The 21,241-nt window shown below is 64.5% G+C and carries 19 protein-coding genes; 4 read left to right on the top strand and 15 right to left on the bottom strand.

Annotated features, from left to right (window positions below; genetic code table 11):
- Window positions 1–62: 62 nt before the first annotated feature.
- Together HL671_RS11645 and recJ are read right to left on the bottom strand one after the other, a co-directional pair.
- A complete protein-coding gene (locus tag HL671_RS11645; protein WP_172236474.1) occupies window positions 63–1,070 on the bottom strand; it encodes a serine hydrolase domain-containing protein in 1,008 nt (335 codons plus the stop codon).
- Between the two features lie 825 nt (window positions 1,071–1,895).
- The gene (gene recJ / locus HL671_RS11640; RefSeq protein ID WP_012044072.1) at window positions 1,896–3,737 is read right to left on the bottom strand and encodes a single-stranded-DNA-specific exonuclease RecJ; all 1,842 of its coding nucleotides are present in this window, start codon (window positions 3,735–3,737) and stop codon (window positions 1,896–1,898) included.
- 297 nt (window positions 3,738–4,034) lie between these two features.
- Between recJ and HL671_RS11635 the strand changes: the two genes are divergently transcribed.
- Window positions 4,035–5,123 (top strand): methyl-accepting chemotaxis protein, encoded by a 1,089-nt coding sequence (locus HL671_RS11635; RefSeq protein ID WP_012044071.1) that lies wholly within the window; start codon window positions 4,035–4,037, stop codon window positions 5,121–5,123.
- A gap of 10 nt (window positions 5,124–5,133) precedes the next feature.
- Here the strand turns inward: HL671_RS11635 and HL671_RS11630 are convergent, their stop codons facing one another.
- From HL671_RS11630 to HL671_RS11610, 5 genes are all read right to left on the bottom strand, one after another.
- Complete coding sequence (locus tag HL671_RS11630; RefSeq protein ID WP_172236473.1) at window positions 5,134–5,853, bottom strand: haloacid dehalogenase type II; 720 nt, start codon at window positions 5,851–5,853, stop codon at window positions 5,134–5,136.
- Between the two features lie 15 nt (window positions 5,854–5,868).
- Window positions 5,869–6,870 (bottom strand): class II fructose-bisphosphatase, encoded by a 1,002-nt coding sequence (gene glpX, locus HL671_RS11625; RefSeq protein ID WP_012044069.1) that lies wholly within the window; start codon window positions 6,868–6,870, stop codon window positions 5,869–5,871.
- Between the two features lie 204 nt (window positions 6,871–7,074).
- Complete coding sequence (locus tag HL671_RS11620; RefSeq protein WP_012044068.1) at window positions 7,075–8,394, bottom strand: homoserine dehydrogenase; 1,320 nt, start codon at window positions 8,392–8,394, stop codon at window positions 7,075–7,077.
- A 39-nt stretch (window positions 8,395–8,433) separates the two neighbouring features.
- On the bottom strand, window positions 8,434–9,654 hold the full coding sequence (locus HL671_RS11615; protein WP_012044067.1) for an LL-diaminopimelate aminotransferase: 1,221 nt from the start codon (window positions 9,652–9,654) through the stop codon (window positions 8,434–8,436).
- A 231-nt stretch (window positions 9,655–9,885) separates the two neighbouring features.
- Window positions 9,886–10,185 carry a hypothetical protein gene (locus HL671_RS11610; RefSeq protein WP_012044066.1) on the bottom strand — a complete coding sequence of 100 codons (300 nt, stop codon included), beginning with the start codon at window positions 10,183–10,185 and terminating at the stop codon, window positions 9,886–9,888.
- Between HL671_RS11610 and HL671_RS11605 the strand changes: the two genes are divergently transcribed.
- The 3 genes from HL671_RS11605 to HL671_RS11595 all read left to right on the top strand — a co-directional run bounded on the left by HL671_RS11605 (window position 10,073) and on the right by HL671_RS11595 (window position 12,708).
- Window positions 10,073–10,393, top strand: a complete 321-nt coding sequence (locus HL671_RS11605; RefSeq protein WP_148221472.1) for a hypothetical protein — start codon at window positions 10,073–10,075, stop codon at window positions 10,391–10,393. The two genes, HL671_RS11610 and HL671_RS11605, sit on opposite strands and share 113 nt — an antisense overlap.
- Before the next feature lie 34 nt (window positions 10,394–10,427).
- The gene (locus HL671_RS11600) at window positions 10,428–12,236 is read left to right on the top strand and encodes a PHA/PHB synthase family protein (protein WP_172236472.1); all 1,809 of its coding nucleotides are present in this window, start codon (window positions 10,428–10,430) and stop codon (window positions 12,234–12,236) included.
- A gap of 73 nt (window positions 12,237–12,309) precedes the next feature.
- The gene (locus HL671_RS11595) at window positions 12,310–12,708 is read left to right on the top strand and encodes an MAPEG family protein (protein WP_012044064.1); all 399 of its coding nucleotides are present in this window, start codon (window positions 12,310–12,312) and stop codon (window positions 12,706–12,708) included.
- Between the two features lie 51 nt (window positions 12,709–12,759).
- Here HL671_RS11595 and HL671_RS11590 read toward each other — a convergent pair whose 3' ends face one another.
- The 8 genes from HL671_RS11590 to argC all read right to left on the bottom strand — a co-directional run bounded on the left by HL671_RS11590 (window position 12,760) and on the right by argC (window position 21,238).
- Entirely contained in the window at window positions 12,760–13,809 is a 1,050-nt protein-coding gene (locus HL671_RS11590; protein ID WP_172236471.1) for a LacI family DNA-binding transcriptional regulator, read from the bottom strand.
- A complete protein-coding gene (locus HL671_RS11585) occupies window positions 13,806–14,450 on the bottom strand; it encodes a ThuA domain-containing protein (RefSeq protein WP_172236470.1) in 645 nt (214 codons plus the stop codon). The genes HL671_RS11590 and HL671_RS11585 overlap by 4 nt, the downstream gene beginning before the upstream one ends.
- 10 nt (window positions 14,451–14,460) lie before the next feature.
- Window positions 14,461–15,558, bottom strand: coding sequence for a Gfo/Idh/MocA family protein (locus tag HL671_RS11580; protein WP_172236469.1), 1,098 nt, complete (start codon window positions 15,556–15,558; stop codon window positions 14,461–14,463).
- Window positions 15,559–15,580: 22 nt separating this feature from the next.
- A complete protein-coding gene (locus HL671_RS11575) occupies window positions 15,581–16,429 on the bottom strand; it encodes a carbohydrate ABC transporter permease (RefSeq protein WP_012044060.1) in 849 nt (282 codons plus the stop codon).
- Entirely contained in the window at window positions 16,422–17,363 is a 942-nt protein-coding gene (locus tag HL671_RS11570; protein WP_012044059.1) for a carbohydrate ABC transporter permease, read from the bottom strand. The genes HL671_RS11575 and HL671_RS11570 overlap by 8 nt, the downstream gene beginning before the upstream one ends.
- A 1-nt stretch (window position 17,364) precedes the next feature.
- The gene (locus HL671_RS11565) at window positions 17,365–18,624 is read right to left on the bottom strand and encodes an extracellular solute-binding protein (protein ID WP_172236468.1); all 1,260 of its coding nucleotides are present in this window, start codon (window positions 18,622–18,624) and stop codon (window positions 17,365–17,367) included.
- A 283-nt stretch (window positions 18,625–18,907) separates the two neighbouring features.
- Entirely contained in the window at window positions 18,908–20,134 is a 1,227-nt protein-coding gene (locus HL671_RS11560; protein WP_172236467.1) for a threonine ammonia-lyase, read from the bottom strand.
- Between the two features lie 117 nt (window positions 20,135–20,251).
- Entirely contained in the window at window positions 20,252–21,238 is a 987-nt protein-coding gene (gene argC, locus HL671_RS11555) for an N-acetyl-gamma-glutamyl-phosphate reductase (RefSeq protein ID WP_172236466.1), read from the bottom strand.
- Between the last annotated feature and the right edge of the window lie 3 nt (window positions 21,239–21,241).

The raw sequence follows: 21,241 nt of genomic DNA, 5'->3' as shown, positions 1-21,241 counted from the left end.
AAGCAAACTTGCTGAGACGTGATCGGATCTCAGGTTGAGCGCGATAGCCTTCGTATGCTCCCTCATGGCACCGACGCGCTGATCCTGCTCACCAGATCGAGAGCGCGTTGGGTTCGGACACCATGCGGGTTCGCGTCGAGATCGACCAGTTCGACGAGCACGAGGTGCTTCGACGGGACGACGACGACCAATTGGCCGCCATAGCCATTGGCGAAGAAGGCACTGAAGCCCGAATCCGACTTCGCATACGTCCACCAGAGATAGCCATAGCCGCGTTCCTGCTGCTCCGTGTCCGACAGTCGCGTGGTGGATTCCGTCACCCAATGCGCCGGCACCAGTTGCGCCCCGTTCCAGCGTCCGCCGTTGAGAAAGAGCACGCCGAATCGCGCCAGGTCGCGGGCGCTCATGTGAAACACGTAGGCCGGATGCGAGGACGAGTCCTCCTTCTGGTAATGACCATCCCTCGTCGAAAAATCCTCCATGCCCAGCGGGCGCGCGATCCGCGTCTCGAAGCTTTTGAACACGTCGCCCATGGATTGCCGATAGATCGTGCCGAGCGCGTTGAAATCCCAATTGTTGTAGTACCAGAAGCTGCCAGGCGGATGGCTTCCGCGCGCCGGCCGGAGCTGCTTCATCTGCGGCGTCTCGTAGGCCGCGAGATGATAGACGCCCGACCGCGCCATCAGCAATTGGCGAACCGTTGCGGTCTTCTCGGCCGGCGACAGGGCGTCGGGGCTATCGTCGATGGCGCGTTCGGCAAGGGTGCTGTCGAGGTTGATCCGGCCTTCCTCGACGGCAATGCCGTACAAGGCGCTGATGAGGCTCTTGCGCGCGGACCGGACATTGACCTTGGCGCTGATGTCGCCCGACGAGGCGATGATCTCATCGTCCCTGACCACCATGATCGCCGTCGGCTTCTGCTCGTCGGCGAACTGCTGAACCTCCCGCGAAATCGCCGCAGACCACGGCTTTTCGCTCGGGTTTGCCGTCTGCCAGTGCTTGCCCGGTTCAGCATGGGCCCACGACGAACCCACCAGCAGGGCCATGATCATGGCAGGCAGACGCCCCATCGAAGTGTCCTCATTCCGGTCGGTTCACTCGCTGCAAATTTAGACGAGGATGATCGGATGGTACAGAGGTACGCCCCGACGGCGTCCGCCGTCGCGTCGCCGCGCGATGGTCCGCGCAGCTGCGCGTAAACGTCATGAACCGCTGCGATGTCAGTGGGATGACCTCGACCGCAGACGCAAGCGAGATTTTGCTTGCCTTTATTCCGAAAATCAGAAATACTCTGCGCGTTCCGTCCTCATGAGAGGGACGCTTCGCGATCGTCACGAACGTGGAGGATGGGATGCGGTGGCCGCGATCTTGCCGCAGCGTGCTCTCGCAGCGCGCGGGCGAACGGCAGGTTGCGGACGTGAAATCGCGTGGTCCTGGCGCCCCGAAGCTGGCGCCAAGCCGGTGGGTGATGATGATCCCGCTGACGACGGTGGCTATCAGCCGGACACCGGGGAGATCGCGTATAAACGTTAAACCCATCGCGCAGGGAATGCCGGTTGATCGGCCTGACCTGTGGTGACTGCCGCCTGCTTTTTCGTTTGCAGGCGGGCCATGGGTGAGGTCTTCACCCGGCATTCCCTGCGCCCTCTCTCCTCCGATGAGGGCTTTGATCAGGCATCACTCGGGCGCGATGGCGCGGCGAGATCGAAGCGTCATGCGGGCCACGATGCGCGTCACACGCTCCACTGTCGTTCCGGCGTCCGCGACCTCGGGGATTGAGATCGAACGGGCTGTGTCAAATCAGAGCCTGCTGATGAGTTATTTCGTCTTGCCCGGACTTGCCCCGGCCATGACGACGGAGAGATGACTCGGGACGACAGCGGATGTGCGGACTGCTACCGGATCATCGCCGGACCGTGGTCCGGCACGGCGACATCGAGGACGCGCAGCTGCACGCGCTCAACGCCCTGGTAGCGATCGACGGTGAGCGTGCCGGCGACATGCAGGACCTGGCCGCGATGCTGAACCAGCGCATTGCCGAGCTTCTGGCCGACCGAGCGGAACGCAATGGCGTTGACGGTGGCGCCGTCACCGGACTTGAAGCGCAGCTTCAGATGCGCCTGCCCGACCTCGTCGGCATAGACCAGCTGATGCGACGGCAGTGCCACGATCGGCTCGGGATTGCCGCTGCCGAACGGACCCGCGCGATTGAGCGTCGCGACCAGCTCCGGCGTCGCGGCGCGCGCGCTGATCGCGCCATCGATCAGGATCTCGTTGACGTGGCGCGCCTCGGCCACGTCAGCCGCGAGCGCGCTTTCGAGATAAGCGCGGAATTCCGCCAGCCGTTCCTTGCGCAGGGTGACGCCGGCGGCCATGGCATGGCCGCCGCCCTTGATCAGGAGGCCCTGCTCCACGGCGTGGCGCACGGCCTTACCGAGATCGACGCCCGGTATCGAGCGGCCCGATCCGGTGCCGATGCCGCCGGGCTCGAGCGCGATCGCAAAGGCGGGCCGCGCGAACTTTTCCTTCAGCCTGGACGCGACCAGCCCGACCACGCCTGGATGCCAGCCTTCGGAGGCCGTCACGATGACAGCGCCCTTGTCTTCCAGGCCCAGCGACGCCAGCGCTTCCGCCTCGGCCTGTGCCTCGGCGTGCTGCTCGATGATGCGGCGCTCGCTGTTGAGCCGGTCGAGCTCGGCGGCGATCCGAGCGGCTTCGGAAACGTCGCTCTCCAACAGCAGCCGCACGCCGAGATCGGCGCGGCCGATGCGGCCGCCGGCATTGATGCGCGGCCCGAGCATGAAGCCGAGATGCCACGCCTCCGGCGGGCCGTTGAGACGCGCGACATCCATCAGCGCGGTATGGCCGACATGGTCGCGCCGGCGCATCGCGATCAGGCCCTTGGCGACAAAGGCGCGGTTGAGCGCGATCAACGGCGCGACGTCGGCGACGGTGCCGAGCGCGACGTGATGCAGCATGCTCAGGAGATCAGGCTCCGGCCGCGTCCCGCTCCAGAAGCCGCGGCCGCGCAGCTCCCTGTTGACTGCGACCAGAGTCACCAAGGTCAGCCCCACCGCAGCGAGATAGCCGAGGCCGGAGAGATCGTCGGGCCGGTTCGGGTTGACCAGTGCCTCGACCTCGGGCAGCTCCTCGCCGCATTGATGGTGGTCGATCACAACCACGGACATGCCGAGCCGCCTCGCCTCGGCCAACGGCTCCAGACTGGTCGTGCCGCAATCGACCGTGACGAGCAGGGTCGCGCCTTTGCCGGCGAGCGCGCGGATGGCTTCGACGTTGGGGCCATAGCCCTCGAAGATGCGGTCGGGAATGTGGATCAGCGGATCCAGCCCGCAATGGCGCAGATGCCAGGCGAGCAGCGCCGCCGAGGTGGCGCCGTCGACGTCATAGTCGCCGAAGATCGCGACCTTCTCTCCCCTGACCGCGGCATCCGCAATGCGCTTGGCCGCGGCTTCCATCTGCGTCACCGTGAACGGATCTGGCATCAGCTTGCGGATGGTGGGGTCGAGGAAGTCGTTGACGGCGTCGATGTCGACGTCGCGTCCGGCCAGGACCCGGGCCAGCATCTCCGGCAGCTGATAGCGCTGCACCATCGCCAGCGCCCGCGCTGCGCCGCGGGCATCCAGCCGGTCGCGCCACAATTTGTTGGTGAGCGACAGCCGCACGCCGAGGAACGCCTGGGGCGCACTCATCGGCAGGGCTGTGGCAAGCGGTGTCATGGGTCGCAAAGCCTCTTGCGCGGTGCGGCGATTCGCAGGCCGCGGCCGAATCTACAGCAACGACGCGCGGCGATCAGGTTCCAGGCCGGGAACCCCAGGGGTTTTGCCAGATATCCAACGAAGTCGATGCGATTTGCGGTACCTAATAACAGTTGCCTAAAATTACAGCTATGTCGAAGGGGGTGCATTAAACGGGCGTTAGGCGAACTCCCTACAATTTCAATCAAAAGAACCGTTTATTTTTTTGTTGGCGATCTCCGCGCCGGGAGAGACGTACAGCAACATGGAGTTCATCCGATGCTGACTGCGCCTGATTTGAAGTCGTCCCATTCCCTCGTTTCCCCGCAAGCGTCCCGTGCCGACGACGAGACCGACGTTTCCGCGCTGATCGCGCGGCTCACCGGCGAGGTCAATCAGATCGCCTGCGAGAAGACCAAGTCGATCCAGCAGATCACCAATCAGATGAAGATGCTGGCGCTGAACGCGCTGATCGAGAGTTCGCGCGTCGGCGCGCAGGGCGCCGGCTTTGCCGTCGTGGCGCAGGAGGTGCGCGCCGTCGGCCAGCAGGTCGAGACCATCGCCCGCGAGCTTGAAGGACAGCTGACGACACGCACCGGCAATCTCAAGAGCTCGATCGAGCGCATGACCGAGCGGGCGCGCGGCGAGCGCATGGTCGATCTCGCGCTGAACGCCATCGAGCTGATCGACCGCAATCTTTATGAGCGGACCTGTGACGTGCGCTGGTGGGCGACGGATTCGGCCGTGGTCGATTGTGCGGCTTCGCCCGATGCTGCCCGCGTCGTCCATGTGTCCGAACGGCTCGCGGTGATTCTCTCCGCCTACACGGTCTATCTCGATCTCTGGCTATGCGATCCCAGCGGCAAGGTCATCGCCAACGGCCGGGCGGACCGCTTCAACGTCGTCGGCCAGAGCGTGGCCGATACCAAATGGTTTCGCGAGGCGCGCGGCCTGCGCTCGGGCGACGACTATGTCGCTGGTGACGTCGAGTGCCAGCCGCTGCTCGGCAACGCCCAGGTCGCGACCTATTGCGCATCGGTGCGCGAGGACGGCAAGGCCCATGGCAAGCCGCTCGGGGTACTCGCGATCCATTTCGATTGGGAAGCACAGGCGCGCGCCATCGTGCAGGGCGTTCGCGTCAGCGAAAGCGACAAGGCCCGGGTGCTGCTGGTCGACTCCAACGGCCGTGTCATTGCTGCGTCGGACGGCCAGGGCATCCTCAGCGAGCGCGTTTCGCTCAGGCTCGACGGCAAGCCCAGCGGCTTCTATCAGGACGCATCGGGCCGCCTGGTCGCCTTTCACGCCACGCCCGGCTACGAGACCTACAAGGGTCTCGGCTGGTACGGCGTGATCATCTCTGGCGCGTGATGCAGACGGTTCAGCAGCCTAGGCGGCCGGCGATGCCGCCAAAGTCGGCGGCGACGATGTCCCAGGCGCCGGTGGCCTCGAAGTCGCGGCTCTGCAGCGGGCCGTATTCGGTGGGCCGCGCGACGAAGGCGGTCTTGAGGCCGTAGCGCTGGGCCGCTTCGAGATCATTGTTGTGCGCGGCGACCATCATGACCTCGCCGGGCGCAAGACCGAGCAGACGCGCGGCGCCGAGATAGGTCTCGGGGTCGGGCTTGTAGTGCTGAAACAGCTCGGCGGAGAGCACCAGGTCCCAGGGGAGACCGGCGAACTTCGCCATGTTGGTGAGCAGCGCGACATTGCCGTTGGAGAGCGGCGCGATGATGTATTTGCGTTTCAGCCGGGTCAGCCCAGCGACGCTATCGGCCCACGGATGCAACCGGTGCCAGCCGCGGGTGAGATGATCGAGATCGGCCTCGGTGAGGCCGCTGATGCCGAGCTGGGCGACGAGCGTCTCCAGCGAGCGGCGATGCAGCACGTCGAGGATGGCGTAGCCGCGCTCAGGATGCTTGCGGACCTCGTCCATCGAGCCGACATAGAGCCCGCGCCAGCCGTCGACCAGCGCGATCCAGTCGCCCTGGATGCCGCGGGTCTTCGACCAGGCGGTGAAGTCGTTGATCAGGCTGGTGCGCCAGTCGACGACGGTGCCGAACACGTCGAACACCAGCGCCTTGACCATCGAGAGATCGGACATCGCGGCACTCCGCCGTCAGTCGAGGTGGAATTTCTCCAGCTGACGGTGCTCGGCGCGGATGTAACGCACCGTGCCGGTCACCGAGCGCATCACCACGGTCTCGGTCTCGATGACGCCGTCCTTGCGGAACCTGACGCCCGACAGCAACGAGCCGGTGGTGACGCCGGTGGCCGCGAACAGGCAGTCGCCACGGGCCATGTCTTCGATGCCGTAGATCATCTTGGGATCGCCGACGCCCATCTTGGCTGCGCGCTCCCTCTTCTCCTCGGTGTCGAGGATCAGCCGGCACTGCATCTGGCCGCCGATGCAGCGCAGCGCCACTGCGGCCAGCACGCCTTCCGGCGCGCCGCCCGTGCCGAGATACATGTCGACGCCGGTGTTGTCGGGATCGGCGCAATGGATCACGCCGGCAACGTCGCCATCGGTGATCAGGCGCACAGCGGCACCGGTCGAGCGGACGCCCTGGATGATGTCGGCATGACGTGGACGATCCAGCACCAGCACCGTGATCGCGCTGGGGTCGACACCCTTGGCCTTGGCGAGGCGACGGACGTTGTCGGCCGGGGTGGCGTCGAGATCGACCACGCCCTTGGCATAGCCGGGACCAATCGCGAGCTTCTGCATGTAGACGTCGGGGGCATGCAGCAGGGTGCCGCCATCGGCCATCGCCATGGTCGCGATCGCGCCCGGCATGTTTTTGGCGCACAGCGTGGTGCCTTCGAGCGGGTCGACCGCGATGTCGACCTTGGGGCCGGCATTGAGGCCGACCTTCTCGCCGATATAGAGCATCGGCGCTTCGTCGCGCTCGCCCTCGCCGATCACGATGGTGCCTTCGATCGGCAGCTTGTTGAGCTCGCGGCGCATCGCGTCGACGGCCGCCTGGTCGGCCGGCTTCTCCTGGCCATGGCCGCGCAGCCGCGCCGCCGACACCGCAGCTCGCTCGGTCACGCGCACCAGCTCCAGCGTCAGAATGCGCTCGAGCAACAATTGCTGCGGGACAGAAATCTGCGTCGACATCGGCCAACTCCTCAAGACGTCTCGGCGGACACCCGCCATCAAAACCTATCGCTCAGACGCCGTCCGCAGGGGCGGCGTCGGGATCAGGCGGTCGGCAGCAATGGCCGGTCTCCGCCCAAGAACTTCCCCGGTTTGAGCATGAACCATCAACAAACGCCACGCGTTTGTTTGAGCAGGGACAAGCGGTTCCCTGGGTATCATGCGCTAATTCTTCTCGATTCGGATCACCTGAGGTTTGCCGCTGATGACCTTGTCGCGCTGCACAGCCTGCAGCGCCTTGTGCACAGCATCCTCGTGGGTCGCATAGGTGACCAGGATCACGGGGACGGGACTGCCCTTGCCGGCCGATGGCGGCGGCTCGCCGCCATTGGGATGGCGCTGCACGATCGATTCGATCGAGATCTTCTGCTCGGCCAGACGGGTCGCGATCGTGGCCGCGGTGCCCGCATGGTCGCGCGCCATCAGGCGGATGTAATAGCCGCCCTCATGCCGCTCCATCGGCGCCTTCTCGGTGGCCTGCAGCTTGTCGACCGGCCGGCCAAACGGCGCCGCCCGGATGCCGCGCGCGACGTCGGCGATATCAGCAACGACGGCCGACGCGGTCGCGGCGCCTCCTGCTCCGGGCCCGACCAACGTGATCGGCGGAATGCCCTCACCATCGATCGTGACCGCATTGGTCACCCCCATTACCTGGGCGATCGACGAGGATTTCGGCACCATCGTCGGGTGCACCCGCTGCTCGATTCCCTTGGCGGTCCGCACCGCGACGCCGAGCAGCTTGACGCGGTAGCCGAGTTCGGCCGCCGCGCGCAGGTCCTCCGGCGCGATCGAGGAGATGCCCTCGACATAGACCGAGTTCTGCGCAACCTGCGTGCCGAAGGCGAGGCTCGCCAGGATCGCCAGCTTCTGCGCGGTATCGTGGCCATGAATGTCGAACGACGGATCGGCTTCGGCATAGCCGAGACGCTGCGCATCCTTCAGACACTCGTCGAACGACAGTCCCTCCTGCTCCATGCGGGTCAGGATGTAGTTGCAGGTACCGTTGAGGATGCCATAGACGCGGCTGATATCAGTGCCGGCGAGCCCCTCGCGCAGGGTCTTGATCACCGGGATGGCGGCACCGACGGCGGCCTCGAAGTTCAATGCGCCGCCATGCTTCTCGGCGGCCTTCGCCAGCTTCAGGCCATGCTTGGCGATCAGCGCCTTGTTCGCCGTGACCACCGACTTGCCGGCCTTGAGCGCGGTATCGATCGCCGACAGCGCGGGATCGCCGGCACCGCCCATCAATTCGACCAGACAATCGACGTCCGGATCGCTTGCCAGCGCGAGCGCATCCTTGGCCCACTTGATACCGGACAGATCGATGCCGCGCTTCTTGGCCTTCGACCGCGCAGTGACCGCGACCACGCGCACGGGTCGTCCCGTCCGCTCGGTCAGCACGCGCCCCTGACGCTCAAGGAGACGAACGACCTCGACACCCACGGTGCCGAGGCCCGCGATGCCCACTCTCAGGGGTGCGACCATGGAATCAGAGAACCTGTCGATAGGAAAGCAGCAGAAGGTTTAGCGCCGATTGGCGATCGGCACGACGTTGTGCAACGTTTCGATGCCACTTTCAAGGAACCGACGGACGCCGCGCGCAGCCTGCCGGATGCGCTGCTCATTCTCGACCAGCGCGATGCGCACATAGCCCTCGCCGTGCTCACCGAAGCCGACGCCCGGCGACACCGCGACCCCCGACTTCTCCACCATGAGGGTCGCGAACTGCATGCTGCCGAGACCCTTGAAGGCTTCGGGCAAGGGCGCCCAGGCGAACATCGACGCCTCCGGCGACGGGATCTCCCAGCCGGCGCGGCCGAACGCCTCGACCAGCGTGTCACGGCGCTTGCGATAGGTCTCGCGCATCTCGCGAATGCAATCGTCGGGCCCGTTCAGCGCCGCTGTCGCCGCAACCTGCACTGGCGTGAACGCGCCGTAATCGAGATACGACTTGACCCGCGCCAGCGCCGCGATGATGCGCTCATTGCCCACGGCGAAGCCGATCCGCCAGCCGGCCATCGAATAGGTCTTGGACATCGAGGTGAACTCGACGGCGACATCCATCGCGCCCGGCACCTGCAAAACAGAGGGCGGCGGATTCTTGTCGTCGAAATAGACCTCGGCATAAGCGAGGTCCGACAGAATGAGGATTTCGTGCTTCTTCGCGAATGCAACCAAGTCGCGATAGAAATCCAGGCTCGCAACATAGGCGGTCGGGTTGCTCGGATAGCAGACGATCAGCGCGAGCGGCTTCGGGATCGAATGGATGATCGCGCGCTCGGCGGCCTCGAAGAATTGCGGCGTCGGTTCCGACGGCACCGAGCGGATCACGCCGCCCGCCATCAGGAAGCCGAAAGCGTGGATCGGATAGCTCGGGTTCGGACACAGAATGACATCGCCCGGCGCGGTGATCGCCTGCGCGACGTTGGCGAAACCTTCCTTCGAGCCGAGCGTGGCGACGATCTGGGTGTCAGGGTTGAGCTTCACCCCGAACCGGCGGTCGTAATAGGCCGCCTGCGCCCGGCGCAGCCCGACGATGCCGCGCGATGCCGAATAGCGGTCGGTGCGCGGCTTGCCGAGGGTTTCCTTGAGCTTCTCCAACACATGGGGCGGGGCCGGCAGATCCGGATTGCCCATGCCGAGATCGATGATGTCGGCGCCGGCGTTCCGCGCGGCCGCCTTGGCCCGGTTGACCTGCTCGAAGACGTAAGGCGGCAGACGGCGGATGCGATAGAAATCTTCCATGGGTCTCTCGGCTCCGGCAACCGGGGGCGATACAGCCAGCATCGCTGGCTCTGCGGCGGCGCGGGCGATGTACCGAAATTCGTGCTAAAACATAAACTTAGCACGACCTTACGGCTTAGCCGGCGACGACACGCTCAGGTGCGGTTGATTCCGGTGTTTTATCATGGACGCTGCGCCGCGCCAGAAAATTACGTGGGTCAAAGCCGTAACGTCGTCCCGGGCGGCGGCGGGTCAGCGGTCCTTGCCGGCCGTCCCTGCGGAGGCTTGGCGATCTCGCGCGGCCGCCAGCTCCTTTTCGATCTTGGCGCGCTCTTCGGGCGAGATGATCGGCGTCTCACGTTCACGCGGCACGTCGTTCACCGGGAGATATCCGCCCGGCTCCTTCGGCCGCACCACCGCATCGGAATCCAGGGACGGCATGTCGGCGATCGGGCTCGAGCAGCCGGACAGCGCCAACGCGGCATACGACAACACCACGCCCGCCGCGATGGCCTGCGTCCGCGTCGTCCAGCTCCGTCCCAACCACCTCAAACCAAGCCCCCACTCCCGCCACAAACCAGCCAATCGCAACGCGGCGCATTTTGCCGCAGCACAACCAATTGTCACCCCAAACGTTACAGGGTTGAACAAGAATCTCGGCTACGAACGCAATGGGTCAGAAACGCCAGACTTTTTCGCAACGCAACACGCAATAATCGAATTAACCGCAAACTCGCGGATTGTTGATCTCGCGCGGTGACGAACCGCTCCCGACGCGATAGTGTGATCAGGCCATGACCGACGTTTCGAACAGCACCACCCAATCAACAAAAACATTCGACGCCGAAGCCTTCGCGACGAATATCGCGAGAGCAATGGAGACGAGCGGCAAGGCTCTCGCAGCCTATTTGAAGCCGCGCGAAACCGGTGAAGTTCAGGACCGGCCGCCGACCGAGCTGGCCGAAGTCGTGAAGTCGTTCACGGCGGTCGCCGACTATTGGCTGTCCGACAAGGATCGCGCCAGCGATATCCAGACCAAGATCGCGAAGGGCTATCTCGACCTGTGGGGCTCGGCCTCACGTCGGCTCGCGGGCGAAGACGCGCCACCGGCGATTTCGCCGTCGCCGCGCGACAAGCGCTTCGCCGATCCGGAATGGAAGTCGAACCAGTTCTTCGACTTCGTCATGCAGGCCTATCTGCTGACGACACAATGGGCGCAGGATCTCGTCCACAATGCCGAAGGGCTCGATCCGCAGACACGCAAGAAGGCCGAGTTCTACGTCAACCAGATCACCAATGCGCTGGCGCCGTCCAACTTCGTCCTGACCAATCCGGAAGTGCTGCGGCAGACGCTGTCGTCGAGCGGCGACAATCTCGTGCGTGGCATGCAGATGCTTGCCGAGGACATCGAGGCCGGCAAGGGCACGCTGAAGATCCGCCAATCCGACCCGGCCAATCTCGAGGTCGGCGTCAACATGGCGATGACGCCGGGCAAGGTGATCTTCCAGAACGAGATGATGCAGCTGATCCAGTACGCGCCGTCGACGGAGAACGTGCTGCGCACGCCGCTGCTGATCATCCCGCCCTGGATCAACAAGTTCTACATCCTCGATCTGCGCCCGGAGAAATCCTTCATCAAATGGTGCGTCGATCAGGGCCTCACGGTATTCGTGATCTCCTGGGTCAATCCCGACAAGAAGCTCGGGACCAAGACCTGGGAGGACTACATGAAGGAAGGTCCGCTCACCGCGATGGACGTCATCGAGAAGGTGACGGGCGAGATGAAGGTGCACACGCTCGGCTATTGCGTCGGCGGCACCATGCTCGCGACCACGCTCGCCTGGCTCGCCGACAAGCGCCGCCAGCGCGTGACCTCTGCGACGTTCCTCGCCGCGCAGGTCGACTTCACGCATGCGGGCGACCTGCTGGTGTTCGTCGACGAGACGCAGATCTCGGCGCTGGAGCGCGACATGCAGGCCTCGGGCGTGCTCGAAGGCAGCAAGATGGCGATGGCCTTCAACATGCTCAGGTCGAACGACCTGATCTGGTCCTATGTCGTCAACAACTACCTCAAGGGCCAGCCGCCGGCGGCGTTCGACCTGCTGCACTGGAATTCGGACGCCACGCGGATGTCGGCGGCCAACCACTCCTATTACCTGCGCAACTGCTACCTGGAGAACCGGCTGACGCAGGGCACGATGGTGCTCGACAACACGCTGCTCGATCTCTCCAAGGTGAAGGTGCCGGTCTACAATCTGGCGACGCGCGAGGACCACATCGCGCCGGCGGATTCTGTTCTCTACGGCTCGCAGTTCTTCGGCGGCCCGGTGAAGTATGTGCTCTCGGGCTCGGGCCACATTGCCGGCGTGGTCAACCCGCCCTCCTCCGGCAAATACCAGTACTGGACCAACGACCAGATCCACGACATCTCGCTGAAGGACTGGATGAAGGGCGCGCAGGAGCACAAGGGGTCGTGGTGGCCGGACTGGCGCGCGTGGCTCGCCGAACTCGATCCGGAAGAGGTTCCCGCCCGCAGCGTCGGCAACGATGCCTATCCACCGATCGAGGACGCGCCGGGCTCGTATGTGCGCGTCCGCGCGTAGCGTGATCCGCGGCAATTGATTATAACGCCTCGGTCCCGCCGGGGCGGGACGGTAATCAGTTGAGGGGATCTCGATGACGCGCGAACTGTTCTGGCTGACGCTCACGGTCATTCTGACCGGGCTGCTCTGGGTTCCCTATATTCTGAACCGCTGCCAGGTCCGCGGCCTCACCGGCGCCATGGCCAACCCCTCCCGCAACGACAAGCCGCACGCGCCCTGGGCGACTCGGCTGATGTTCGCGCATGACAACGCGGTCGAGAACCTGATCATCTTCGCGCCGCTGGTGCTGATCCTCAATTCGATGGACTACTCGACCAAATGGACGGTGCTGGCCTGCGCCGTCTATTTCTGGTCGCGGGTCGCCCATGTGATCGTCTACACGCTCGGCCTGCCGCTGTTCCGAACGGTCGCCTTTCTGGTTGGCTTCGCCGCCCAGGCCGTGTTGGCGATCGCGATCTTCGGCTGGCTCTAGACCAGATGCGTTTCCACGAAAACGCATCATGCTCCCGGCCGCTCTGCTAGATCACGGCAGATTGTCGCGCAGAAAGATGTCGATGCGGATGCGCTCCTGATCGGGGCTGATCGGCTCGCCCGAACAATGCGCGAGCAGGACGCGCGCCGCGGAGCGGGCCTCGTGGCCCGGATCCTGGTTGATGATCGCGTCGAGCGTGCCGCGGACCAGGAACCGCCGCGTATGCTGGGTCAGCTCATGGGTGATCCAGACGACCTCGCGGGCCCGCCCCGACGCCTCCAGGGCGTCGGCGATGCCGCGGTTGCCGGCGCCGCAGCAATAGATGCCGCGCAGATCCGAATGGCGCGCCAGCAGCTCGGCCGTGAGCTGGCGCGTGAGCTCGCTGTCGTCGCGGCCCTCGATCGTCGGCAGCGCGCGAAGACTCGGGTACTCGCTGCACAGGATCTGGTTGAAGCCGAACTGCCGTTCGGCGTGATCGCGCAGCGACAACGACCCCGCGATCACCGCGACAGTCCCGTCACGGCCGCCAAGGAAACGCCCCATCAGCGTCGCCGCCGTCCGTCCCGCCGCCGGATTGTCGATGCCGACATAATGCAGGCGGCGCGAGCTCGGCGCGTCGGACACCAGAGTCACGACCGCGACCCCGCGGGAAGCAAGCTCGTCGATTGCGGCCCGCACCCTCGGATGGTCGAGCGCGATCACGGCGACGCCCTGATAGGCCGGCGACAAGGTCTCCAGCGTGCCGGCCAGCACATCCGGGTCGAACACGTCGACATGGAGGATGTCGATGAAGCCGCGCTGCCCGGCCAGCCATTCCGCCGTTCGCTGGACCTGCTCGGTCAAATTCGTCATGAAACTGTTGCCGCCGGTCGGCAGCACGAAGGCAAAGCGGAAGCTCTGGCCCCTGGCAAGACGCGCGGCAGCAATGTCGGCGCGGTAGCCGAGCTTAGCCACGGCGGCCTCGACACGCGCGACGGTCTTGGCCCGCACGCCCTCGCGGCGGTTGATGACGCGGTCGACGGTGGCGAGCGACACGCCCGCCGTCCGCGCGACGTCCTCGAGCGTGGCGCGGACGGGTGACGGCGTCGCTCCAACAGTCACTCGCGCGCCGCCCATAGCATCCCGCGGGTCATCAAGGTGCGGATCTCCGGAACGTCGAGCTCATAGGCGCGATGGCCAAGCGAGGAATAGAACACGCGGCCCGCGCCATATCGCTTCTTCCAAACCACCGGCATCACGACACCTTCGATCCAGGGTGCGTGCTCGCCGCTGAACGTCGTGGTCGCCAACACCTCGTTGGCCGGGTCGACATGCATGTAGTATTGCTCGGACCGGTGCTCGAAACTCTTCAAGCCCTTCATGATGGGATCGTCCGGTCTGGTCAAGTCGACCCGGTAATCGATGATATTGCCGGGATGTGCGACCCACTGCCCGCCGCACAGGAACTGGTAGTCCACCGAATCGCGGAAGGCGTCGCACATGCCACCATGATGCCCGGCGAGCCCGACGCCGCTGCGCACGGCCGCGCAGAGATTGAGTGCTTCCGCCTTCTCAATCTTAGACATGGTGTAGATCGGGATGATCAGCGACAGATCGTGAATCGCGGGGTCAGCGAAGGCGGCGGTCGTGATCTCGATCTGCACCTCGAACCCTTCGGCCTTGAGCCAGCCGCGGATCATCGAGGCACAGAGGTCCGGATCATGTCCCGGCCAGCCGCCCCATACAATCATTGCCTTGCGCATCGCTTTGTCCTCAATCGATCTGTCCGGTATCTTGCCCCGCGGGAAGCATCGCCGGCCGCTCCACGCGGCTCTCGATCACGACGCGCCGGCCCTCATTGGCGGAGGTCTGGAACGCCTCCATCACTTCCAGCACGTGAAAGGCCAGCGCGCCGCTGGCCCGATGCGGGCGGTCGTTCAGGATGGCCGTGGCCATGTCGGCGACGCCGATGGAGCGGAATTCGCCATCGACGTGACCGTGCGTCAGCGGCATCGTCTCCCATTCACCGCCGGTCTTGGCGACCTGCACCTCGCCGCCGAAACGGTTCGGATCCGGCACCAGCATGCTGCCCTTGTCGCCATAGATCTCGATCGGCGCGTGCCGGTGCTTCGGCACGTCGAAGCTCATCGTGACCGACACGACCGCCCCATTCTCGAATTCGAGCGTGCCCGCGACATGCGTGGCCACCTCGACCGGGATCAGCGTTCCGTTCATCGGCTGGCTGGTGACGAGGCGTTCGGAGCGTGGGCGTGCGGTCGAGCCCATCACGCTGGCGACGGGGCCGAGCAATTGCACGAGATCCGTGATGTAGTAAGGACCCATATCGAGCATCGGGCCGCCGCCGCGTAGATAATAGAAGCCCGGAGCCGGGTGCCAGCGTTCATGGCCGGGGCACCCGAAAAAGGCGCTGCCCGCGACAGGCGCACCGATCGCGCCGTCGTCAATCAGCTTGCGCGCGGTCTGGTGCCCGCCGCCGAGAAACGTATCCGGCGCGCAGCCGACCCGAAGGTTCTTCTGCGCGGCGAGTTCGATCACCTTGCGCGCTTCCGCGACATCGATCCCGAGCGGCTTCTCGGAGTGGACATGCTTGCCGGCATTCAGCACCGCGAGGCTGACGTCGGTGTGGGCCAGCGGCACGGTGAGGTTGATCACGATCTCGATGTCATCGCGCTTGAGCAGTTGGTCGACGCGCATGGCCGGTAGACCAAAGGCTGAGCCCTGACGCTCGGCCGCGTCGCTGCGCATATCGGCTAGTGCTTTGATGTCGAGCACGGGAAAGCGTTGTGCCGCCTTCAGATAGGCGGTGCTGATGTTGCCGCATCCGATGATGCCGATGCCTATTTTTCTCATGATGGTCTCCGTGAGATCGTGTTCATCCCTTGACCGCGCCCGATGTGAGGCCGGCGACGATGTGCTTCTGCGCCAGCAGAAAGAGGATGATCGTCGGAAGGATGGTCAGCGTGATGAAGGCGAGGATCAGGTGCCACTCCGAGGAATACTCGCCCTGATAGACCATGATGCCGAGCGGCCACGGATACAGCGCATCGGTGTTCAGCATCACGAGCGGCAACAGATAGGCGTTCCAGCTGTTGACGAAGGTAATGGTGCCGACCGTGGCCAGGATCGGTCGCGACAGCGGCAGCGTCACGTGGCGGAAGAACTTGACGTAGCTGCAGCCGTCGACCAGCGCCGCTTCAAGCAGCTCGTAGGGAAGGTCCTTGAAGAAACGCCGCAGCAGCAGCACGCTCATTGCGAGGCTGAAGGCGACCTGCGGCAGCGCGACGCCGAAATAGCTGTCGAGCAGCCCGAGATCGCGCACCTTGATGAACAGCGGCAACACCGCCGTGGCGGCCGGGAACAGCAGCCCCAGGGTGAGATAGCTCAGCAGCATCGAGCTGCCGAAAAACCGGACATGGGCAAAGGTGAACGCCGCCATCGACGCGACGATCAGGGTCAGGGTGACCGTCAAGGTCGAGATGATCAGCGAGTTGCGCAGCAGCTGCCAGTAGCGCCCCGAGAGCAGGATGTCGGCATAATTCTGCCATTCCCAATGCTGCGGCAGGCCAAAAGGATTGACGCGCAGTTCGCCGAGAGACTTGAAGCCACCGAGCAAGGTCGCGAGCAGGGGCACCAGCACGAAGATCGCGACGACGGCGAGGAACGCCGCCTTCAACAGCACGGCCGGATCGAACGGCGCCCTGGTGGGGTCGGCCCTATTCATCGCGCATGAACCATCGCTTGTAGGTGAACGCAAAGGTCACGCAGATCACGAACAGGATAACCCCGATGGCGCTGCCGTAACCGACGCGCATGCGGGAAATGCCGTTGTTGTAGAGAAAGCTGACCATCGTATTGGAGGAATCGGCGGGTCCGCCACGCGTCAGCGGCATGACCAGGTCGAACAGCTGCAACGACCCGATGATCGCAAAGAAGACGGAGAGCCGGATCGTCGGATAGAGCAAGGGGATGACGACATGACGCAAGCTCTGCGTCCGCGTCGCGCCGTCGATCCTGGCCGCCTCGATCAGGCTCTTGTCGATGCTCTGCAGCGCCGCAATGAACAGCATCATATGGAAGCCGAAATACTTCCAGACGATCACGATCAGCACCGCCAGCATGGCGGTGTCCGTCGACGCCAGAAGATGCGGTGGCTCGGCGCCGAAGCTGCGCCAGATCGAAGCGACAAGGCCGTAATCGCCGTCATAAACGAAGCTGAAAATCAGCCCGGTCGCGATCTCGGCGAGGATGTAGGGCATGAAGAACAGCATGCGCAGCGCCACCGCGCCGCGGAACCGTTCCGAGAGCATCAGGGCCAGCGTCAGCGCCAGCGGCAGCTGGACGCAGAGGGAGACCGCGATGATCAGACCATTGTTGCGCAGCGCGAGCCAGAATGCGCGCGTCTCCAGCACAAAGCGGTAGTTGTCCAGGCCGATCCAATTGGTCGGCCTGCCGAAGCCGTTCCAGTTAAAGGCCGAGTACCAGGCCGCCTCCCCGATCGGCAGCACCACGAACAGCGTGAACAACAGCAGCGCCGGCGGCAGGAACAGGATCAGGACGGTGTATCGTCCGTCCCAACTCGGTCCGCGGCTCGCTTGCGCGGCCAGCGGCGGCCGGGCGACGTGGATCGCCGACGAGCTCGCAATCTGACGGGCCATGTCAGTTGCCCTGTTTGCGGGCCGCTTCAATCGCCTTGGCTGCGTCCTGCGGACTCATGCTGCCGCCCGCGATCTCCGCCGAGACATCGTTGACGACGCGGCCGACCGAGGGGCCAAGGCTCTGGTCATAGAAGTTCTGATGATAGTTCGACTTCGCCAGGTTGGCCGCGATCAGCTTCATGAAGCCATTGTTGAGGCCGGCGTCGGCGCCCTGCACGACTGGGACGATGAAATTCCCGGCCGCCAACCGCGTCTGCACGTCCTTCGAAATGAAATACTTCAGGAAATCGACTGCTTCCTTCGGCGAGCCCTTGGTGACGAGCCAGCCGGTGATGCCGCCGAGCGTATCGGTCGGAGCCCCCTTGCCGCCGGCCACGGCCGGGAAATTGAACCAGCAGAGCTTATCCTCGCTCAAGCCGATCTTGTCGGCTGCGAGCGCCCGCTGCAGATGATAGGCGGAGCTGATGGCAAGGGTCATCGCCGCCTTGCCGTCGCCGAAATAGCCAACGGCCTGGGGGTTCTTGAAGCCGAGAAAGCCGTTCTGGAACGGCTGCAGATCGACGAGCTGCTTGAACAGCTCGCCGGATTTGACGAAGGTCTCTCCGGCAAAGCCGCCATTCTCGCCGCGCAGCGCCGCATCGAATGCCGGCTTGCCACCGATGCGAACCGCAAGGTGCGTCCAGTAGAAGTGCAGCGGCCATTTGTCGGCGCCGCCGACCACGATCGGGGTCACGCCCGCGGCCTTCAGCGTCTTCACGGCGCCAAGCAGATCGTCCCAGCTCTTGATGGCGGCCGGATCGATCTTGGCCTTGGCCATCAGCTCCTTGTTGCAGAGGAAACCGACCTGCGACAGCGCGATCGGCAGACCGTAGATGCGGCCATTGTCGGTGAATGCCGCAAGTGCCGCAGGCGTCAGGCTATCGCTGTAGCCCTTCACCTGATCGGTGATGTCGTCGAGGACGCCCGCCTCGATCTGCGCCTTCAGTACGCCGCCGGCCCAGCTGTAGATGATGTTCGGCCGGTCCTTTGATTGCAGAATGGTCGGCAGCTTGGCCTTGTAGGCCTCGTTCTCCAAGAACTGCATCTCGATCTTCACGCCCGGATGCGACGCCTCATAGGCGCGGGCCACCTCGTCCCAGATCTTGACCTGCGCCGGATTGACCTCGATGTGCAGCCATTTGACGGTGGTGTCGGCGTTCGCGGCGTTGGCCCCGATCAGGCATGCGGCAGCGGCGAGTCCCAGCTTCGCGAGCAGTCTCATCACGTCCTCCCAACCGGCTTCTTTGTTGGACGCAATGGTGTCCTCAAATATTGAGGTGCGCAACTAAAATTCTGACCTGATCAACCTCACAGGGATGTTTTGCGTTTGCGAACTCATACGCGATGAGTTCCGGGAGGATTGCTGTTCCGGAACACTCTACGCATTGCGCCGCACACGACTTTGCATTGCGAAATCCAAGCATGATGTGCGACGGCGTCAGCGTCCCCTCCTGCGCCACGCCGATCTCAGTCGGAGAACGCCGCGCGAAAGGCGCGTGGCGGACTCAGGTGCAACGCGCCTTGAAATTCGCTGCGGCGAGCTTGGCCATGACGTCGTTGAGATGCGCTTGATCGCGGGTCTCGATGACGAGTTCCAACAGCGTCGCCTTGGCTGGCAGGACCGAGAAGGTGCGCTGATGCGACACCTCGATGATGTTGGCGCCGGCGTCGCCCAGCAGGCTCGACACCGCCGCGAGCTGTCCCGGCCGATCGACGATGTCGATCGTCAGCTGCGTCAGCCGTCCCTCGCGCGCGAGCTCGCGGGTCAGAACCGACGCGATCAGCCTGGTGTCGATATTGCCGCCGCTCAGCACCAGTCCGACATGGCGGCCGGCGAATTCGCTGGGGTTGGCGAGCACCGCAGCCAGACCGGCGGCGCCGGCCCCTTCGACCACGGTCTTCTCGATCGAGATCAGCGTCGCCAAGGCTTGTTCGATCTGCGGCTCGGTCACGAGCAGAATGTCGTCGACGAGATGGCGGATGATCTCGGTCGTGATCCGTCCCGGCGATTTGACCGCAATGCCCTCAGCGAGGGTGTCGCCGCGCATCGGCAAGTCTCTGCCACTGATGGCGTTGTACATCGACGGATAAAGCTCGGCCTGAACGCCGATGATCCGCACCGACGGCTTGAGCGCGCGGGCGACCACCGCGATGCCCGAGATCAGCCCGCCGCCGCCGATCGGAACGACGAGCGTATCGAGCTCGGGCACCGCGGCGAGCATCTCCAGCGCGACCGTGCCCTGCCCCGCGATGATCAGCGGATCGTCGTAAGGGTGGATCAACGTCATGCCATGCGCCGCACCGTGGCTACGGGCGAATGCGCCCGCTTCTTCCAGATTTGTACCGGAGATGATGACTTCCGCGCCGTGGCGGCGCGTGTTCTCCACCTTCACCATCGGCGTCCCGACGGGCATCACGATGGTGGCAGGAATGCCGAGGCGCCGCGCATTATAGGCGACGCCCTGCGCATGATTGCCGGCGGACATCGCGATCACGCCGCGCGGCCTCTGCTCGGCGGTCAGCGCGTTGAGCCGGTTCAGCGCACCGCGATCCTTGAACGAGGACGTAAACTGCAGATTCTCGAACTTCAACCATAGATTGCATTTACAGATCTCGCCCAATGTGCGGCTCTGATTGCAGGCTGTCTCGAGCACAACGCCTTGGATCGTTGCTGCGGCGGCGCGCACGTCGTCAAGGGTGACGGGCAGCTTGCTGAGATCATAGGCGGTCATGGGTCTGCCCAACATTGGCGCGCGGCGTTGCGCGGCGGAGCCGGCATCATGCCGGCTCACGCATCATGTATCCGATGGAAGTGGCCGCGTCTGCGGTCGTAGCAATGTAGAGCGAACTCAGACGTCGGCAAGGCCGAGCATCAGCCGCATGTTTTGCACGGCAGCGCCCGACGCACCCTTGCCGAGATTGTCGAGCCGCGCCACCAGAACAGCCTGGCCATGCTTGTCGCTCGCGAACACGTAGAGCTCAAGCCTGTTGCTGCCGTTGAGCGCCTCGGGTTCGAGACGGCCGCTTCTGGCCGCATCGCCGTCGAGCGGCATCACCGACACATATTTGCTGCCCGCATAGTGCTTCGCCAGCGCGGATTGAAGATCCGCACCAGACGGCTTGCCGGGCAGCGTGTCGAGCTGCAGCGGCACCGACACCAGCATGCCCTGCCGATAGTTACCGACAGAGGGAATGAAGATTGGCCGCCGCGTCAGCTTCGAATAAAGCCGCAACTCGGGCAAATGCTTGTGTTCGAGGCCGAGGCCGTACAACTCAAAGTTGGGAGCCGTGCCATTCTCATAGGCCGCAATCATCGTCTTGCCGCCGCCGGAGTAGCCGCTGACCGCGTTCACGGTGACCGGATAATCCTGAGGCAGCAGGCCGGCGTCGACCAACGGCCTCAGCAGCGCGATGCCGCCGGTTGGATAGCAGCCGGGGTTGGAGACCTTGCGCGCATTGCGGATCTTGTCGGCCTGATCGGCCGTCAGCTCGGGAAAGCCATAGGCCCAGTCCGGAGCCACTCGAAACGCGGTCGACGCGTCCAGCACTTTCGGTGCCGAGGGACCCATTCCATCGATCAGCGCGACGGTCTCCTTGGCGGCGTCGTCGGGCAGGCAAAGAATCACGAGATCCACCTCGGCCATCAGCGCCTGTTTGGCGGCCGGATCCTTGCGCTTGTCCTCGGCGATCGTCTTCACGACGATATCGCTCTGATGGGCCAGCCGCTCGGCAATGCCGAGGCCCGTCGTGCCGGAGCCACCGTCGACGAACACGGAGCGGCTCGCGGCGCCAGCTGCGCTTTTGGCCTTCGGCGGATTGCTATCGATCACGGTCATGAC

The organism is Bradyrhizobium denitrificans, from assembly GCF_013179005.1.
Classification (GTDB): domain Bacteria; phylum Pseudomonadota; class Alphaproteobacteria; order Rhizobiales; family Xanthobacteraceae; genus Bradyrhizobium; species Bradyrhizobium denitrificans.
This window is presented reverse-complemented; position numbering and strand designations above follow the sequence as displayed.

What these genes read in the sequence shown, in the direction of transcription:
- HL671_RS11620 (WP_012044068.1), bottom strand. Translation starts at nt 8,394, where the DNA reads ATGGTCGCACCCCTGAGAGTGGGCATCGCGGGCCTCGGCACCGTGGGT.
- HL671_RS11630 (WP_172236473.1), bottom strand. Translation starts at nt 5,853, where the DNA reads ATGTCCGATCTCTCGATGGTCAAGGCGCTGGTGTTCGACGTGTTCGGC.
- HL671_RS11575 (WP_012044060.1), bottom strand. Translation starts at nt 16,429, where the DNA reads ATGAATAGGGCCGACCCCACCAGGGCGCCGTTCGATCCGGCCGTGCTG.
- HL671_RS11570 (WP_012044059.1), bottom strand. Translation starts at nt 17,363, where the DNA reads ATGGCCCGTCAGATTGCGAGCTCGTCGGCGATCCACGTCGCCCGGCCG.
- HL671_RS11580 (WP_172236469.1), bottom strand. Translation starts at nt 15,558, where the DNA reads ATGAGAAAAATAGGCATCGGCATCATCGGATGCGGCAACATCAGCACC.
- HL671_RS11585 (WP_172236470.1), bottom strand. Translation starts at nt 14,450, where the DNA reads ATGCGCAAGGCAATGATTGTATGGGGCGGCTGGCCGGGACATGATCCG.
- HL671_RS11615 (WP_012044067.1), bottom strand. Translation starts at nt 9,654, where the DNA reads ATGGAAGATTTCTATCGCATCCGCCGTCTGCCGCCTTACGTCTTCGAG.
- glpX (WP_012044069.1), bottom strand. Translation starts at nt 6,870, where the DNA reads ATGTCGACGCAGATTTCTGTCCCGCAGCAATTGTTGCTCGAGCGCATT.
- argC (WP_172236466.1), bottom strand. Translation starts at nt 21,238, where the DNA reads ATGACCGTGATCGATAGCAATCCGCCGAAGGCCAAAAGCGCAGCTGGC.
- recJ (WP_012044072.1), bottom strand. Translation starts at nt 3,737, where the DNA reads ATGACACCGCTTGCCACAGCCCTGCCGATGAGTGCGCCCCAGGCGTTC.
- HL671_RS11565 (WP_172236468.1), bottom strand. Translation starts at nt 18,624, where the DNA reads ATGAGACTGCTCGCGAAGCTGGGACTCGCCGCTGCCGCATGCCTGATC.
- HL671_RS11560 (WP_172236467.1), bottom strand. Translation starts at nt 20,134, where the DNA reads ATGACCGCCTATGATCTCAGCAAGCTGCCCGTCACCCTTGACGACGTG.
- HL671_RS11645 (WP_172236474.1), bottom strand. Translation starts at nt 1,070, where the DNA reads ATGGGGCGTCTGCCTGCCATGATCATGGCCCTGCTGGTGGGTTCGTCG.
- HL671_RS11600 (WP_172236472.1), top strand. Translation starts at nt 10,428, where the DNA reads ATGACCGACGTTTCGAACAGCACCACCCAATCAACAAAAACATTCGAC.
- HL671_RS11635 (WP_012044071.1), top strand. Translation starts at nt 4,035, where the DNA reads ATGCTGACTGCGCCTGATTTGAAGTCGTCCCATTCCCTCGTTTCCCCG.
- HL671_RS11595 (WP_012044064.1), top strand. Translation starts at nt 12,310, where the DNA reads ATGACGCGCGAACTGTTCTGGCTGACGCTCACGGTCATTCTGACCGGG.
- HL671_RS11605 (WP_148221472.1), top strand. Translation starts at nt 10,073, where the DNA reads ATGTCGGCGATCGGGCTCGAGCAGCCGGACAGCGCCAACGCGGCATAC.